This window comes from Streptomyces sp. SM18 (genome assembly GCF_002910775.2).
Lineage (GTDB): Bacteria > Actinomycetota > Actinomycetes > Streptomycetales > Streptomycetaceae > Streptomyces > Streptomyces halstedii.
On sequence record NZ_CP029342.1, the window covers coordinates 914070 to 928656 of the forward strand.

General features: G+C 74.1%; 13 protein-coding genes. 1 reads left to right on the plus strand and 12 read right to left on the minus strand.

Features of this window, described 5'->3' with window-relative positions; genetic code table 11:
- Nucleotides 1-45: 45 nt before the first annotated feature.
- From B9S64_RS03865 to fmt, 4 genes are all read right to left on the minus strand, one after another.
- Complete coding sequence (locus tag B9S64_RS03865) at nucleotides 46-1038, minus strand: sugar-binding transcriptional regulator (protein ID WP_030625223.1); 993 nt, start codon at nucleotides 1036-1038, stop codon at nucleotides 46-48.
- 131 nt (nucleotides 1039-1169) lie between these two features.
- Nucleotides 1170-1853 (minus strand): ribulose-phosphate 3-epimerase, encoded by a 684-nt coding sequence (gene rpe / locus B9S64_RS03870; RefSeq protein WP_028444193.1) that lies wholly within the window; start codon nucleotides 1851-1853, stop codon nucleotides 1170-1172.
- A 234-nt stretch (nucleotides 1854-2087) separates the two neighbouring features.
- The gene (locus B9S64_RS03875; protein WP_103505028.1) at nucleotides 2088-3521 is read right to left on the minus strand and encodes an RsmB/NOP family class I SAM-dependent RNA methyltransferase; all 1434 of its coding nucleotides are present in this window, start codon (nucleotides 3519-3521) and stop codon (nucleotides 2088-2090) included.
- Nucleotides 3522-3602: 81 nt separating this feature from the next.
- A complete protein-coding gene (gene fmt, locus B9S64_RS03880; RefSeq protein ID WP_103488585.1) occupies nucleotides 3603-4535 on the minus strand; it encodes a methionyl-tRNA formyltransferase in 933 nt (310 codons plus the stop codon).
- Nucleotides 4536-4816: 281 nt separating this feature from the next.
- Between fmt and B9S64_RS03885 the strand changes: the two genes are divergently transcribed.
- A complete protein-coding gene (locus B9S64_RS03885) occupies nucleotides 4817-5398 on the plus strand; it encodes a hypothetical protein (RefSeq protein WP_109492209.1) in 582 nt (193 codons plus the stop codon).
- A gap of 211 nt (nucleotides 5399-5609) precedes the next feature.
- Here the strand turns inward: B9S64_RS03885 and B9S64_RS03890 are convergent, their stop codons facing one another.
- The 8 genes from B9S64_RS03890 to B9S64_RS03925 all read right to left on the minus strand — a co-directional run bounded on the left by B9S64_RS03890 (nucleotide 5610) and on the right by B9S64_RS03925 (nucleotide 14359).
- Nucleotides 5610-7763 (minus strand): primosomal protein N', encoded by a 2154-nt coding sequence (locus B9S64_RS03890; RefSeq protein ID WP_109491961.1) that lies wholly within the window; start codon nucleotides 7761-7763, stop codon nucleotides 5610-5612.
- A 194-nt stretch (nucleotides 7764-7957) separates the two neighbouring features.
- Nucleotides 7958-9166 (minus strand): methionine adenosyltransferase, encoded by a 1209-nt coding sequence (gene metK, locus B9S64_RS03895; protein ID WP_103492670.1) that lies wholly within the window; start codon nucleotides 9164-9166, stop codon nucleotides 7958-7960.
- A gap of 237 nt (nucleotides 9167-9403) precedes the next feature.
- Nucleotides 9404-10606: a bifunctional phosphopantothenoylcysteine decarboxylase/phosphopantothenate--cysteine ligase CoaBC gene (coaBC, locus tag B9S64_RS03900; protein WP_103492671.1), complete on the minus strand. Its 1203-nt coding sequence runs from the start codon at nucleotides 10604-10606 to the stop codon at nucleotides 9404-9406.
- A gap of 208 nt (nucleotides 10607-10814) precedes the next feature.
- Complete coding sequence (gene rpoZ, locus B9S64_RS03905) at nucleotides 10815-11087, minus strand: DNA-directed RNA polymerase subunit omega (protein WP_003970369.1); 273 nt, start codon at nucleotides 11085-11087, stop codon at nucleotides 10815-10817.
- 102 nt (nucleotides 11088-11189) lie between these two features.
- Nucleotides 11190-11807 (minus strand): guanylate kinase, encoded by a 618-nt coding sequence (gmk, locus tag B9S64_RS03910; protein WP_051422504.1) that lies wholly within the window; start codon nucleotides 11805-11807, stop codon nucleotides 11190-11192.
- Nucleotides 11808-11845: 38 nt separating this feature from the next.
- Nucleotides 11846-12169, minus strand: a complete 324-nt coding sequence (locus B9S64_RS03915; protein ID WP_014044803.1) for an integration host factor — start codon at nucleotides 12167-12169, stop codon at nucleotides 11846-11848.
- A gap of 244 nt (nucleotides 12170-12413) precedes the next feature.
- Nucleotides 12414-13253: an orotidine-5'-phosphate decarboxylase gene (pyrF, locus tag B9S64_RS03920; protein ID WP_103492672.1), complete on the minus strand. Its 840-nt coding sequence runs from the start codon at nucleotides 13251-13253 to the stop codon at nucleotides 12414-12416.
- Entirely contained in the window at nucleotides 13250-14359 is a 1110-nt protein-coding gene (locus tag B9S64_RS03925; protein ID WP_103492673.1) for a quinone-dependent dihydroorotate dehydrogenase, read from the minus strand. The genes pyrF and B9S64_RS03925 overlap by 4 nt, the downstream gene beginning before the upstream one ends.
- Between the last annotated feature and the right edge of the window lie 228 nt (nucleotides 14360-14587).

Consider the following 14587-nt stretch of genomic DNA (forward strand, 5'->3'; position numbering starts at 1 on the left):
GCTCCGACAGCCGCCCCGGCCAGCTCAGTCGTCGCTCCGGCCGGATCAGTCGTCCGGGTCGGCCCGCTCCAGGGCCGGGCGCTGTCCGGCGGCGAACTCCGTCAGCAGGTAGTCGGCGGCGGCCGTGTCCGTGACGAGGCTGGTGACCAGGCCGGAGCGGAGCACCGCGCCGATGGCCGCCGCCTTGCGCTGGCCTCCGGCGATGGCGACCACCTCGGGAATCCGGCGGAGCCGGTCCGCCTCCACGGTGATGCACCGCTCCCCGAGGTCGCGGCCGACCCGGCGGCCCTCGGAGTCGAAGAGGTGGGCGGACATCTCCGCCGCCACCCCGAGCGAGGCGTAGTGCGCCCGCTCCTCGTCCGAGAGCATGTCGTGGACGGTGGAGATGCCGGGCTCCCAGGAACCGATCGAGACCGCGGCGACCGTCACCTTGTCGAAGTACTCGAAGGCGCGGGCGATCCCCGTCTGGTGCCGCAGGGCCGCCGCCGTCGCCGGGTCGGGCAGCAGCATCGGCGCGTAGATGGGATGCGCCTCGCCGCCCGACACCTGGGCCGCGCGGCGCACGGCCTCGACCGAGCCGCGTTCGGCGGTCCCGGCGTCGTAGACCCCGGTCAGCTGCACCACGGTGCACGGCGGCAGGCGGTCGAGCGCCGCCGCCATGTGGATGGTGGACCGGCCCCAGGCCAGGCCCAGCACATCGCCCTCGTTCACCAGTTCGCCGAGCAGGTCGGCGGCGACCTCGCCCAGGTTCTCCGGGTCGGCGGCGTCGTCCTGCTCCTCCGCCGGGGACTCCACCACGACCGCGTGCCGCAGGCCGTAACGCGCGCGGAGCGCGTCGGAGCGCTCGGCGTCCAGCTCCGCCGGAACCCGGATCTCGATGCGTACGAGATCACGTTCGAGAGCCGTCTCCAGGACCCGCGCCACCTTGAAGCGGCTGACGCCGAACTCCTCGGCGATCTGGATCTTGGACTTCCCCTCAAGGTAGAACCGGCGGGCCATGGCCGCCGCCTGCACCAGCTCCGCGGGTCCCATCCGCATGGCTGACCGACCCGCCGAGATGCCAGACACCGCGACCTCCTTGACTCTCTTCACGCTCGATACGCCGGTCATCCTGTCAGATCCGGCGACCCTTGCTCCGGCCCGTGGGGCCGCGTTCATCCGCCCTTTGTTCAGTGGCCGCATGCCCAGGAGGCTCCGGCCGTGGCCGCGTCCGCCCGGTCGCGCAGCGCCCGGACTGCCTCGGCCGGGTCCTTCGCCCCGTACACCGCCGAGCCGGCCACGAACACGTCCGCGCCGGCCTCCGCGCACCGCTCGATGGTGGTGGCCGAAACCCCTCCGTCGACCTGGAGCCACAGCTCCAGTCCGTGCTTGGAGATCAGCTCACGGGTGCGGCGGATCTTCGGCAGCATGATGTCGAGGAACGCCTGGCCGCCGAAGCCCGGCTCCACCGTCATGATCAGCAGCATGTCGAGTTCGGGGAGCAGGTCCTCGTAGGGCTCGATGGGCGTCGCGGGCTTGAGCGCCATCGAGGCGCGCGCCCCCTTCGCCCTGATCTCCCGCGCCAGCCGTACGGGCGCGGCCGCGGCCTCCACGTGGAAGGTGACCGAGCCCGCACCGGCCTCGACGTACTGCGGGGCCCAGCGGTCGGCGTCCTCGATCATCAGGTGGCAGTCCAGCGGGGTGTCCGCGGCCCTGCTCAGCGCCTCCACCACGGGCACCCCGAGGGTCAGGTTGGGCACGAAGTGGTTGTCCATGACATCGACGTGGAGCCAGTCGGCTCCCTCGACGGCCTTCGCCTCCTCGGCGAGACGCGCGAAGTCGGCGGACAGGATGCTGGGGTTGATCTGCGCCATGCACCAAGCCTGCCATGCCCGGCGCCACTTCCCCGCCTCGGTGCGCCCCAAAGCCTCACGGGATCATTACGGTTCGCACAATCCCGGCTTTTCGCCCCGCCTGTACGGGCGGGGCGGGGGCGTCCGGACCGTGCGGACGGGGGCGGGCGTCCACACCGTCCGTACGGCCCGGGGGCGCTCAGGACGTACGGCGCGGGGCGGGGCGCTCGGGCCGTACGGACGGGGCGGGGGCGCTCAGGCCGTGCGGCGCAGCAGCGCCAGGTACATCGCGTCGGTGCCGTGCAGGTGCGGCCAGAGCTGGACGTCCGGGCCGTCGCCCAGCGCGGGCACCCCCGGCAGCAGCGGGCGGGCGTCCACCCATTCCGCCTCGGCGGCCGCCCCGCCGCGCCCCTTGAGCACGTCCTCGACGACCACCCGGGTCTCCGCCAGGTGCGGGGAGCAGGTCGCGTATCCGACCACGCCACCGATCCGGACAGCCTTCAACGCCTCGCGCAGCAGGCCGCGTTGGAGGGGGGCGAAGCTCTCCAGGTCCTTCGGCCCGCGGCGCCAGCGCGCCTCGGGACGGCGGCGCAGCGCGCCGAGGCCGGAGCACGGGACGTCCATCAGGACCCGGTCGAAGGAGCCGGGCCGCCACGGCGGGCGGGTGCCGTCGGCGGTGACCACCTGGTACGGCCCCGGGTTCCCGGCCAGCGCGCGTTCCACGAGCCGGGCGCGGTGCGGCTGCTTCTCGGCGGCGAGCAGGGTCGCGCCGCGTCCGGCGGCGAGCGCCGCCAGCAGGGCCGCCTTGCCGCCGGGACCGGCGCAGCCGTCGAGCCAGCGGCTGTCACCGCCCTCGACGGGCGCGTGGGCGAGGGCGGCGGCGACGAGCTGGCTCCCCTCGTCCTGCACCCCGGCCCTGCCCTCCCGCACGGCGCTCAGCGCGCCGGGCTCGCCGCCCTCGGCCATCCGCACGGCGTACGGGGACCAGCGGCCCGCGAGTCCGCGCTCCTCGCCGAGGGCGTCCAGCAGTTCGCCGGTGGTGGAGCGGCCCGGACGGGCCACCAGGGTCACCTCGGGCCGTTCGTTGTCGGCCTCCAGCAGATCCTCGATCCCCGCCCGGCCGCCGCCGAGGGCGTCCCAGAGCGCGGAGACCACCCAGCGGGGGTGGGAGTGCACGACGGAGAGGTGCTCCTCGGGGTCCTCCTCGTAGGACGGGGCGACCCGCTCCAGCCAGCCGTCGAGGTCATGGGCCGAGACCTTGCGCAGCACCGCGTTGACGAACTTCGCGCGCCCCTCCCCCAGCACGACGCGGGCCAGCTCGACGCTGGCGGAGACGGCGGCGTGGGTCGGGATGCGAGTGCCGAGCAGCTGGTGCACGCCCATCTCCACGACGTCCAGCACCGGGGGATCGACCTCGCGCAGCGGCCGGTCGATACAGGCGGCGACGATCGCGTCGTAGGTGCCCTGGCGACGCAGGGTGCCGTAGACCAGCTCGGTCGCCAGCGCCGCGTCCCGGCCGTCGAAGTCGCCTCGCGCGCGGGCCTTGCGCAGCAGCGGGGGCATGACGAGGTTGGCGTACGCGTCGCGTTCGTCCACGGCCCGCAGCGCCTCGAAGGCCAGGAACCGGACGGGGTCCTTCTTGGGGCGGCGGTGCTGCTGGGCGGGACGGCGACGCTGCTGGTCGTTCACGTGAAAGGTGCTCCGCTTGAAACGAGGGGGTGGATCCCCACCAGCCTACGTCGGCCGGCGGGTCCCCCTCGCGGCGGCCGCTCAGGCCCCCAGCGGCTCCCCGGGGGCGATGCGCACGCCCCTGGCCCAGTCGGCCGCCCGCATCGGCTTCTTGCCCTGCGGCTGGACCCAGAGCAGCTCCACGGCGTGCGAGCCGGTGCCCACGTACACGTTGTTCTTCCCGGCGGACAGCTCGCCCGGCGCGAGATCGGTACGGTCCGGGACGGGCGCGGCCTGGACCAGCTTGAGGCGCTCGCCGCGGAAGACGGTCCAGGCCCCGGGCGCGGGGGTGCAGCCGCGTACGACACGGTCCACCCGCAGCGCGGGCTGCGACCAGCGCACCTGGGCGTCCTCGACGGTGATCTTCGGGGCGAGGGTGACACCCTCGGCGGGCTGCGGGACGGCGTGCAGGGTGCCGTCCTCGATGCCGTCCATGGTCGCCGCGAGCAGTCCGGCGCCCGCGAAGGCCAGCCGGGTGAGCAGGTCGCCGCTGGTGTCGGTGGGCCGGACCTCCTCGGTGAGGACGCCGTAGACCGGTCCGGAGTCGAGCCCCTCCTCGATCAGGAAGGTGGACGCCCCGGTCACCTCGTCGCCGGCCATCACCGCGTGCTGCACGGGTGCGGCGCCGCGCCAGGCGGGGAGCAGCGAGAAGTGCAGGTTGACCCAGCCGCGTGCGGGCACGTCGAGGGCGGCCTTGGGCAGCAGCGCGCCGTAGGCGACGACGGGGCAGCAGTCCGGGGCGATCTCCCGCAGCCGGGCGAGGAAGTCCTCGTCGCGCGGCCTCCTGGGCTTGAGCACCTCGATGCCCGCCTCCTCGGCCCGCTCGGCCACCGGGCAGGCGACCAGCCGGCGTCCGCGTCCGGCGGGCGCGTCGGGGCGGGTGACGACGGCGGCCACCTCGTGGCGCTCGGAGGCGATCAGGGCGTCCAGGGCGGGGACGGCGACCTCGGGGGTGCCTGCGAAGACCAGCTTCATGGGTGGCGCACTGCCTCTCGGGCGGGACGTACGGACGAGCGGCGCACCAGTCTAAGGGCTGTCCCGTGATCCCTGGCGGGCGCGCGGGGGCGGACCGGCCGGCGGACGCGTCCGGCGCGAACCGGTGGGGGCGTGCGCACGCCCGTGCGCCCCGCGCGCCCACGCACACGCCCCTGGTGCGTGACCACATGGCCGGGTGAGGCGTTGGTCAAGTGAGATTGACCGAAGGGGGCCGCCGTATGCGGTCCGATCCCTCCAACGCCGGTTCGAGAGGCTTGTTCATGGCCGACCACGCAACCCACGACGCCCAAGCGCGTGCAAGTCTGCACCTGTTGGTGCGGGACATCGAGCGGGTCCGGCGGCAGGTGGACGCGCTGCGCACGCTGACCGCGCAGCTGGGCAACGTCTACCGTCCCCGCCGCTCCGGCCCGTCCGCGGGCTTCGTCGTCTACGGCAGGGCTCCCGCCCCCACGGTCCGGCTGGCGCAGGAGCTGCGGGACAGCGTCGAGACGCTGGTGACGGCCGCGGTGGACTTCGACCGTTCGCTGGGCTTCTCGTGGGACGCGGTGGGTTCGGCCCTGGGCGTCACCAAGCAGGCGGTGCACCGCCGTTACGGTGCGCGCCGCACCACCGCCGCGCAGCCGTCCACGGGTGAGGCCGCCGACACCCCGGCCCGCAAGCCGCCCGCGCCGGCGGGCCCTCCGTCCCCGCTGCCGGTCGTACCTGCGGCCCGTTCCATGCCGCCGCAGCCGTCGACCGCCGCCTCCGCGCCGCCCTCGTCCCTGCCCGCGCCGTCACCGGACCGCACCGCCGCGCACGAGGAGGCGCGCCCCGGCGCCTTCCCGGGTCCGCGCAACGGCTGACGGAGGCCGGGCTGCCCGTCCGGGGCAGCCCGCCGGGCCGCCCATGCCCCCTCCGGCCGTTCGCACAGGCCGACGCCCGCGCCGACCGGCCTGACCAGCCCGACCCGTCCCGACCGCACGGTCCCGACGAATTCCGTCCCGGCCGGCCCGTTCCGACCGACCCGTCCCGACCGACCCGTCCCGACCTACGCCCGTCCCGGCCGACGCCGTCTCAGCCGATGTCCGGTGGATCGACCCGGATCCGCACCGGGTCCCCGCCGCCCCGGGCCGTCCGCGCCGCCGAGGCGGCCTTCAGGGCCGCCGCGAGCGCCGCTCCGCTCCCCGGCGGCACCCTGACCAACGCCCGCTCCACGACCTCGCCCGGCGGCACCTCCCCCGCTCCACGGGCCCGCCCCGCGGCAGTCGTGGGCAGCGGCACGGGGCCGAGCACCTCCGCCTCGGCGGGCAGCTCGACCGTGGCCAGGAACGCGGCGAGCGCCTCGGCCGGCCCCGTCACCGACGCCATCCGGGACACCGGCGGGAAGCCGAGCTCGGCCCGCTCCGCGAGCTCGCGACGGGCGTGGCCCACCGGATCCCAGCGCACCAGCGCCTGCACCGGCCGCAAGGTCGGCTCGGCCACGATCACCACCGTGCCGCCCTCCGGCTGGCCGCGCACCAGGGCGGCGGCGGCCGTCCAGCGCCGCAGCGCCTCCTCCCCCGCCCGCAGGTCGGGACGGCCCACCATCGCCCAGCCGTCCAGCAACAGCGCCGCCGCGTAGCCGCCCTCGGCCACCGGCTCCGCCCCGGGCGTACTGACCACCAGGGCGGGCTGGTCCGGTACGGAATCGAGCACATGGTCGCGGCCCGACGTCCGCACCGGGACGGCCGGGAACGCCCGGCCCAGCTCCTCGGCGGTCCGGCGGGCGCCGACGATCCGCGCCCGCAGCCGCAGGCCGCCGCAGGCCGGGCACTGCCAGGCCGTCTCGGCGCGCCCGCACCACGCGCAGTCCAGGTCCCCCCGGTCCGGCGCCTGGAGGGGACCCGCGCAGTGCCGGCAGCGGGCGGGTTCGCGGCAACGCTCGCAGGCCAGCCGGGGCGCGTACCCCCGGCGTGGCACCTGGACCAGCACCGGGCCGCGGCGCAGCCCGTCGCGCACGGTCTGCCAGGCCAGGCTGGGCAGCCGTGCCGAACGCGCGGCCCCGTCGCGGGCCAGCTCGCCGTCGTCGACCGTACGCACCAGGGGCGCCGCGATCCGCACCCGCTCCCGCTCCGCGCGCAGCGGCAGCGCCCAGCCGGTCTCCACCAACTGGGCCGCCTCCACCGTGCAGTTGGTCCCGCCCAGCAGGAACCCGCACCGGCCGTGCGCCGCCCGCAGCTCCAGGACCTCCCGGACGTGCGGGAAGGGGGCGTTGTCGTCGCTGTGGCTGGAGTCGCCGTCGTCCCAGACGGCCACCAGCCCCAGGTCGGCCACGGGGGCGAACATCGCGGCCCGCGTCCCGACGACCGCGCGCACGGATCCGCGCCGGACCGCCAGCCACTGCCCGTACCGCTTCTCCGGCCCGGAGTCGGCGGTGAGCAGCGCGTGGTGCCCCCGGCCGAGCAGCCCGGCGAGCGCGGCGTCCACCCGCCCCGCCGTCCGGCCGTCCGGTACGACGACGAGCGCGCCCCGGCCCGACGCCAGGGTCGCGGCGACGGCGCGGGCGATCTCCTCGGGCCAGTGCGGTCCGGGCAGCGCGGTCCACACGGCCCGGGGCGCCCCGCCCTCCGCGAGCGCGCGCAGGAAGCCGGGCCCCTGCGCGTACCGCTCCCAGGTGCCGGGCTCCGGGGCGGGCGGCGGCGGCAGCGGTGCGGGCGAGGTCCGGGCCTCGGCGCGGCCGTTCCGGGGCGGCACGGCGAGCTGGAGCACGTCGGCGAGGCTGCCCGCGTAGCGGTCGGCGACGGCGCGGGAGAGCGCCAGCAGTTCGGGCCCGAGCACCGGCTCCGGCGAGACGACGTAGGCGAGGGCCGCGAGGGCGCCCGGATAGTCCGACGAGGCCCGCCGCTCGACGAGGAACCCGTCGATGAGCCCGCCGCCCTCGCGCCGTCCGCCGCGCACCTGACGCCCGCCGGCCCCGAACCGCACCCGCACCCGGACACCGGGCCGGGCGTCGGCGTCCAGCTCCTGGGGGACGGCGTAGTCGAAGTACTGGTCGAGGTGGAGCGCGCCCTTGTTCACCAGGACCCGGGCGACGGGCAGATGCTCGGCGAGTGCCGCACCCCGCCAGGTGCGGGGCTTCGCGCGCGGCACCTTGGCCCGGCGCACCGTCTCCCGGATGAGCGCAAGCTGCTCCGGCGCCCCGCCCTCGGCCTCCTCGGCCTCCTCGGGCCGCTCGTCGTCGCTGCTCACAGCCACCTTCCTACCAGACCCCACCGACAGCGCCGCCGGACACCGAGCGCGCGCACCGGGGCCCGGCCGGCACCGGACCGGGGCGGCCTCCACACACCCCCGGCCCACACGCCCCCGCCCGCACGCGCCGGGGCCCGGACACCATGACGCGGTGTCCGGGCCCCGGCGGGAACGACGGTGGGGACGAGAGACCTCTAGGCGCCCGCGGCCTTGCGCAGCGCGTCCACCCGGTCGGTGCGCTCCCAGGTGAAGTCGGGGAGTTCCCGGCCGAAGTGGCCGTACGCGGCGGTCTGGGCGTAGATCGGGCGGAGCAGGTCGAGGTCGCGGATGATCGCGGCGGGGCGGAGGTCGAAGACCTCGCCGATCGCGTGCTCGATCTTCTCCGTCTCGACGGTGGCGGTGCCGAAGGTCTCGACGAACAGGCCCACCGGCTCCGCCTTGCCGATCGCGTAGGCGACCTGGACCTCACAGCGGGTGGCGAGCCCGGCCGCGACGACGTTCTTGGCGACCCAGCGCATGGCGTAGGCGGCCGACCGGTCGACCTTGGACGGGTCCTTGCCGGAGAAGGCACCGCCGCCGTGGCGGGCCATGCCCCCGTAGGTGTCGATGATGATCTTGCGGCCGGTCAGACCGGCGTCGCCCATCGGGCCGCCGATCTCGAAGCGCCCGGTCGGGTTCACCAGGAGGCGGTAGCCCTCGGTGTCGAGCTTGATGCCGTCCTCGACGAGCTGCGTCAGGACGTGCTCCACGACGAACTCACGGATGTCGGGCGCGAGCAGCGAGTCCAGGTCGATGTCCGACGCGTGCTGCGAGGAGACGACGACCGTGTCCAGGCGGAGGGCCTTGTCGCCGTCGTACTCGATGGTGACCTGGGTCTTGCCGTCGGGGCGCAGGTACGGGATGGTCCCGTTCTTACGGACCTCGGAGAGACGGCGTGAGAGCCGGTGCGCCAGGTGGACCGGGAGCGGCATGAGCTCGGGCGTCTCGTCGCAGGCGTAGCCGAACATCAGCCCCTGGTCGCCGGCGCCCTGCTTGTCGAGCTCGTCCTCGTCGCCCTCGACGCGCTTCTCGTAGGCGGTGTCGACGCCCTGCGCGATGTCCGGGGACTGCGCCCCGATGGACACCGACACGCCACAGGAAGCTCCGTCGAAGCCCTTCTTGGAGGAGTCGTAGCCGATCTCCAGCACCTTGTTGCGCACAAGGTTGGGGATGTCGGCGTAGGCCTTGGTCGTGACCTCACCCGCGACATGCACCAGACCGGTGGTGATCAGGGTCTCGACGGCGACGCGCGAGGAGGGGTCCTCGCGCAGGAGCGCGTCGAGAATCGTGTCGCTGATCTGGTCAGCGATCTTGTCGGGGTGGCCCTCGGTGACGGATTCCGAGGTGAAGAGACGGCGGGACACATCGCTCCCTGGGGTTGCAGCGGCTGCTGGCTGATCAGTGAGGGACGGCCGGGAGCTGCGCCCGGCTCGTCCGGCGACCAGTTTATCGGTCGCTTCCGGCGGATGGGTCACGTGTCTCGCCCCTTGGGAGCTCTGTGACCTGCGGCACTGTTGACTGCGGTACGACAATCACTCCTTTCCGGTGCGAGGACACGTACGGCTCCAAGCTTCTGCCCGCCGGAGCGGCGCATAGGCAATCTAGCCCAAGCGGGCCGCCACGAGGTCCCAGACCACGTCGGCGAGTGCTTCCTTCGGCCCGTACGGCACAGCGGTCTCGGAGCCGTCGGACCCCAGGACGACCGCCTCGTTCTCCTCGGAGCCGAACGTCTTGCGCTCCCCGACCTCGTTGACCACCAGCAGATCGCAGCCCTTGCGGCGCAGCTTGGCGCGGCCGTTGGCGAGGACGTCGTCGGTCTCGGCGGCGAATCCGACGACGAGCTGTCCCGGGCGTGCCCGCTCGGCCGCGACCTCGGCGAGGATGTCCGGATTGCGTACCAGGGCGACGGGGCCGGGTTCCTGGCCGTCCTTCTTCTTGATCTTGCCCGTGGCGTACGCGGCGGGGCGGAAGTCGGCGACCGCCGCCGCCATCACGACGACGTCCGCGTCGGCCGCCGCCTTCAGCACCGCCTCGCGCAGCTGGACGGCGGTCCCGGCGCGCAGGACGTCGGCGCCGGCCGGATCGGGCAGAGCGGTGTTCGCCTCGACCAGCGTCACCCGGGCCCCGCGCGCCACGGCGGTGCGCGCCAGGGCGTAGCCCTGCTTGCCGGAGGAGCGGTTGCCGAGGTAGCGGACCGGGTCGAGGGGTTCGCGGGTGCCGCCGGCGCTGATGACCACATGACGGCCCGCGAGGTCGGGGGCGGCGGTCCCGCGGTCCAGGACCCGGCGGCAGACCTCGAAGATCTCGCGGGGGTCGGGAAGCCGGCCCTTGCCGGTGTCCACGCCGGTGAGCCGGCCGACCGCGGGCTCGACGACCACGGCGCCGCGCCGGCGCAGGGTCGCGACGTTCTCCTGGGTGGCGGGGTGCTCCCACATCTCGGTGTGCATGGCCGGCGCGAAGACGACCGGACAGCGGGCGGTGAGCAGGGTGTTGGTGAGGAGGTCGTCGGCGAGGCCGTGGGCGGCCTTGGCCAGCAGGTCGGCGGTGGCGGGGGCGACCACGACGAGGTCGGCGCCCTGCCCGATCCGCACGTGCGGCACCTCGTGCACGCCGTCCCACACCTCGGTCGCGACGGGGTGGCCGGAGAGCGCGGACCAGGTGGCGGCGCCCACGAAGTTCAGCGCCGCCGCGGTCGGTACGACCCGTACGTCGTGCCCCGACTCGGTCAGCCCGCGCAGCAGCTCGCACGCCTTGTAGGCGGCGATGCCCCCGCTGACCCCCAGGACGACCTTCGGCTTGTCCACTGCGTTCTCCCCGCACTCGTATCGGCGCGCACCCGTCCGGCACGCTCCACCGTGGTGTGCGCGCTCCATGCTGCCTCACCGCGCCCCGGCGGCCCCGGGCGGGACACCTGACGGGGCGCGGCGGCCGGACACACCCCAGGCCCGGCGGTCGGGCCGCCGGGCCTGGGGTGAAGATGCGTCTGCCGCCGGAGCGGGACGCGGTTCCTGCCTACTGCGCGGGGCCCTCGATGGCCTCGGAGGTCAGCAGGCCCGCGTTGATCTCGCGGAGCGCGATCGAGAGCGGCTTCTCGTGCACGTGGGTGTCGACGAGCGGACCGACGTACTCGAGGAGGCCTTCACCGAGCTGCGAGTAGTACGCGTTGATCTGGCGCGCGCGCTTGGCGGCGTAGATCACGAGGCTGTACTTCGAGTCGGTGGCCTCGAGGAGCTCATCAATCGGCGGGTTGATGATGCCCTCGGGCGTGGTGATGGAAGAGGACACTCTCTGCCTTCCGAAGGGGATAGAGATCAAAGAGATCTTTGACCGTGCTGGTTCCGCGGTGGTGCTGCTCTGCGTCCGCGGCGGCGACCGGGCCGGTGAGGGTCAGTCGTCGGTGCCGGGGAGGCCGGAAGCCTGCAGCATCAACGTTAGCAGCTCGCGTGCCACGTCCTCGACGGAGGTGTTGACGAGCGTGGTGTCGAACTCGGCCTCGGCGGCCAGCTCGACCTTGGCCGCGGCGAGCCGGCGCTCGATCACGTCCGGTGCCTCGGTCCCCCGGCCGGTGAGCCGGCGGACCAGCTCCTCCCAGCTCGGCGGGGCCAGGAAGACCAGCTGCGCCTCGGGCATCGACTGGCGTACCAGCCGGGCGCCCTGGAGGTCGATCTCCAGCAGCACCGGCTCGCCCGCCTCCAGGCGGTCGGCCACGGCCCGGCGCGGCGTGCCGTACCGGTTGCCCGCGAACTCCGCCCACTCCAGCAGCTCGCCGTTGGCGATCAGCTTGTCGAACTCCTCGTCGTCCACGAAGAAGTAGTGGACGCCGTTGCGTTCGCCGGGGCGGGGCTTGCGGGTCGTGGCCGACACGGAGAGCCAGACCTCGGGGTGGACCTTGCGCATATGAGCGACGACCGTGCTCTTGCCGACCCCTGAGGGGCCGGAGAGCACGGTCAGCCGCGGACGTACGTCCGGGGGTACGGGGGACGTCCCCCGGGATGTTGCAGCCATGGGGCGATTATCCAGGTTCTCAGGAGTGCCTGAGAACCTCAGGCGGCGGTACCGCCGAACTCACGCTCCAGGGATGCGATCTGGTTGGAGCCAAGACCCCGGACCCGTCGGCTCTCGGAGATGCCGAGCCGCTCCATGATCTGCTTGGCGCGGACCTTGCCCACGCCCGGCAGGGACTCCAGGAGGGCGGAGACCTTCATCTTGCCGATGACGTCGTTCTCCTGGCCCTGCTTGATGACCTCTTGGAGGGAGGCGCCGGAGTGCTTGAGTCGATTCTTGACCTCGGCCCGCTCCCGGCGAGCCGCGGCGGCCTTTTCGAGCGCGGCTGCGCGCTGTTCAGGGGTAAGGGGCGGAAGAGCCACGCCTACGTCACCTCGGATGTCGATCTGTCGGATACGGACCGGTGAGAAACCTCATGGCTCCCCACCTGCTGAGCAACGGGCACGTCGTGCGCGTTGGCTCTCGACGGAGACTAGCGGCCATGACCGCCCGAGTCAGCGAGAACAGACGAAAAGTCCTGGTCAGCCTCGACCGACCGGGACTTTTCGGTCATACCGACCATGATTTTTGGTCAGGATTCCGTCAACTCGCCGTTACGTGGCATGGTCAGCTTCCGGAGACCGCCGCACGGACCTCGTCCGCGAACCGTCCGGCGGCTTCGCGCAGCCCTGCCGCGTCGGGTCCGTGACGCAGCACTCCCCGGCTCACGCTCGGCACCACGTCGCCCACCGCGGAACCGAAGACGCGGGGCAGATCCGCGGGGGTGGCTCCCTGGGCGCCGATGCCCGGGGCCAGCAGCGGGCCGTTGATCGCCAGGTCCGCGCCCGCGTCGCCGAGCGTGGCGCCGACCACCGCGCCGACGGAGCCGAGCGGGGTGGCCCCGGCGTTCTCGGCGGCCATGTGGTCGAGCATCACCTGGGCCAGCGACCGGCCGTCCGCGGCGGTGGCCCGCTGCACCTCGGCCCCCTCCGGGTTGGAGGTGAGGGCGAGGACGAAGACACCGGAGCCGCAGGCGGCGGCCGCGTCCAGTGCCGGGCGCAGCGAGCCGAAGCCGAGGTACGGCGACACGGTGAGCGCGTCCGAGAAGAGCGGGGAGTCCGGGTCGAGGTAGGTGGCCGCGTAGGCGCCCATCGTGGAGCCGATGTCGCCGCGCTTGGCGTCCATCAGGACCAGGGCCCCGGCGGCGCGCGCCTCCTGGACGGCCTTCTCCAGGACGGCGACGCCGCGCGAGCCGAAGCGCTCGAAGAACGCGGACTGCGGCTTGAGCACCGCGACCCGGTCGGCCAGGGCCTCGACGACGGTACGGGTGAAGCGCTCCAGGCCGGCGACGTCGTCGTCCAGACCCCAGGAGGCCAGGAGCGAGGCGTGCGGGTCGATGCCGACGCAGAGCGGCCCGCGGGTGTCCAGGGCGTGGCGCAGCCGGGCGCCGAAGGGTTCGGGGGTCACTGCGCGGCCTTCCGGGTCTGCGCGCCGACGGCCTCGGCGAGGGTGGCGTGGGGCGAGGCGGCCAGCCGGGCGGCCAGCCCCTTGTGGATCGCGCGGGCGTAGAACGGCCCCTCGTAGATGAAGGCGCTGTAGCCCTGGACGAGCGTGGCCCCGGCGAGGATGCGCTGCCAGGCGTCCTCGGCGGTCTCGACGCCCCCGACCCCGACGAGGGTGATCCGGGACCCCACGCGGGCGTACAGGCGGCTCAGCACCTCCAGGGAACGCGCCTTGAGGGGCGCGCCGGAGAGCCCGCCGGTCTCCTCGACGAGGGACGGGGCGGACGTCAGGCCGAGGCCGTCGCGGGCGACGGTGGTGTTGGTGGCGATGATGCCGTCCAGGCCGAGTTCGACGGCGAGGTCGGCGACCGCGTCGATGTCGTCGTCGGCGAGGTCGGGGGCGATCTTGACGAGCAGCGGCACCCGACGGCCGGTGACGGTCCGGTCGGCGGCCTCGCGTACGGCCGTCAGCAGCGGGCGCAGCGCCTCGGTGGCCTGGAGGTTCCGCAGGCCGGGGGTGTTGGGCGAGGAGACGTTGACGACGAGGTAGTCGGCGTGGGCGGCGAGGCGCTCGGTGGACTTCACGTAGTCCGCGACCGCGTCCGCCTCGGGGACGGCCTTGGTCTTGCCGATGTTGACGCCGACCGTGGTGCGGAAGACGGGCCTGCGGGCGGCCAGACGGGCTGCCACGGCGGCGGAGCCCTCGTTGTTGAAGCCCATGCGGTTGATCAGCGCCCGGTCGGGGACGAGGCGGAAGAGCCGCCGCTTGGGGTTGCCGGGCTGCGCCTCGCCGGTCACGGTGCCGATCTCGACGTGGTCGAAGCCGAGCATCGCCATGCCGTCGACGGCGACGGCGTTCTTGTCGAAGCCGGCGGCGAGCCCGAACGGGCCGTGCATCCGCAGCCCGAGGGCCTCGGTGCGCAGCTGGGTGTACCGGGGCGCGAGCACGGCGGCGGCGAGGGTGCGCAGGACGGGGACGCGGGCGGCCAGGCGGATCCAGCGGAAGGCGAGGCGGTGGGCGCGCTCCGGGTCCATCCGCTTGAAGACGAGCTGGAAGAAGAGTCGGTACATCACGGTGTCCTCATGAGGAGGGGGACACCGTTTCCGGTGTCCCCCTTCGAAAGTGGCCAGGGCGTGTTTCGAAAGTAGCGCCGTCCGCCCGGAGGGCGGGGCCCGCGGCGTCCGGTGCGTGCGATCGCAAGGCGGAGGATCGCCCTCGTACTGGACGTACTCGGGCGACTCCGACAACGCGGCGAGCGTGCGTGCCGGGCGTCGCGGGCCAGGCGGGACTTTCGGAAT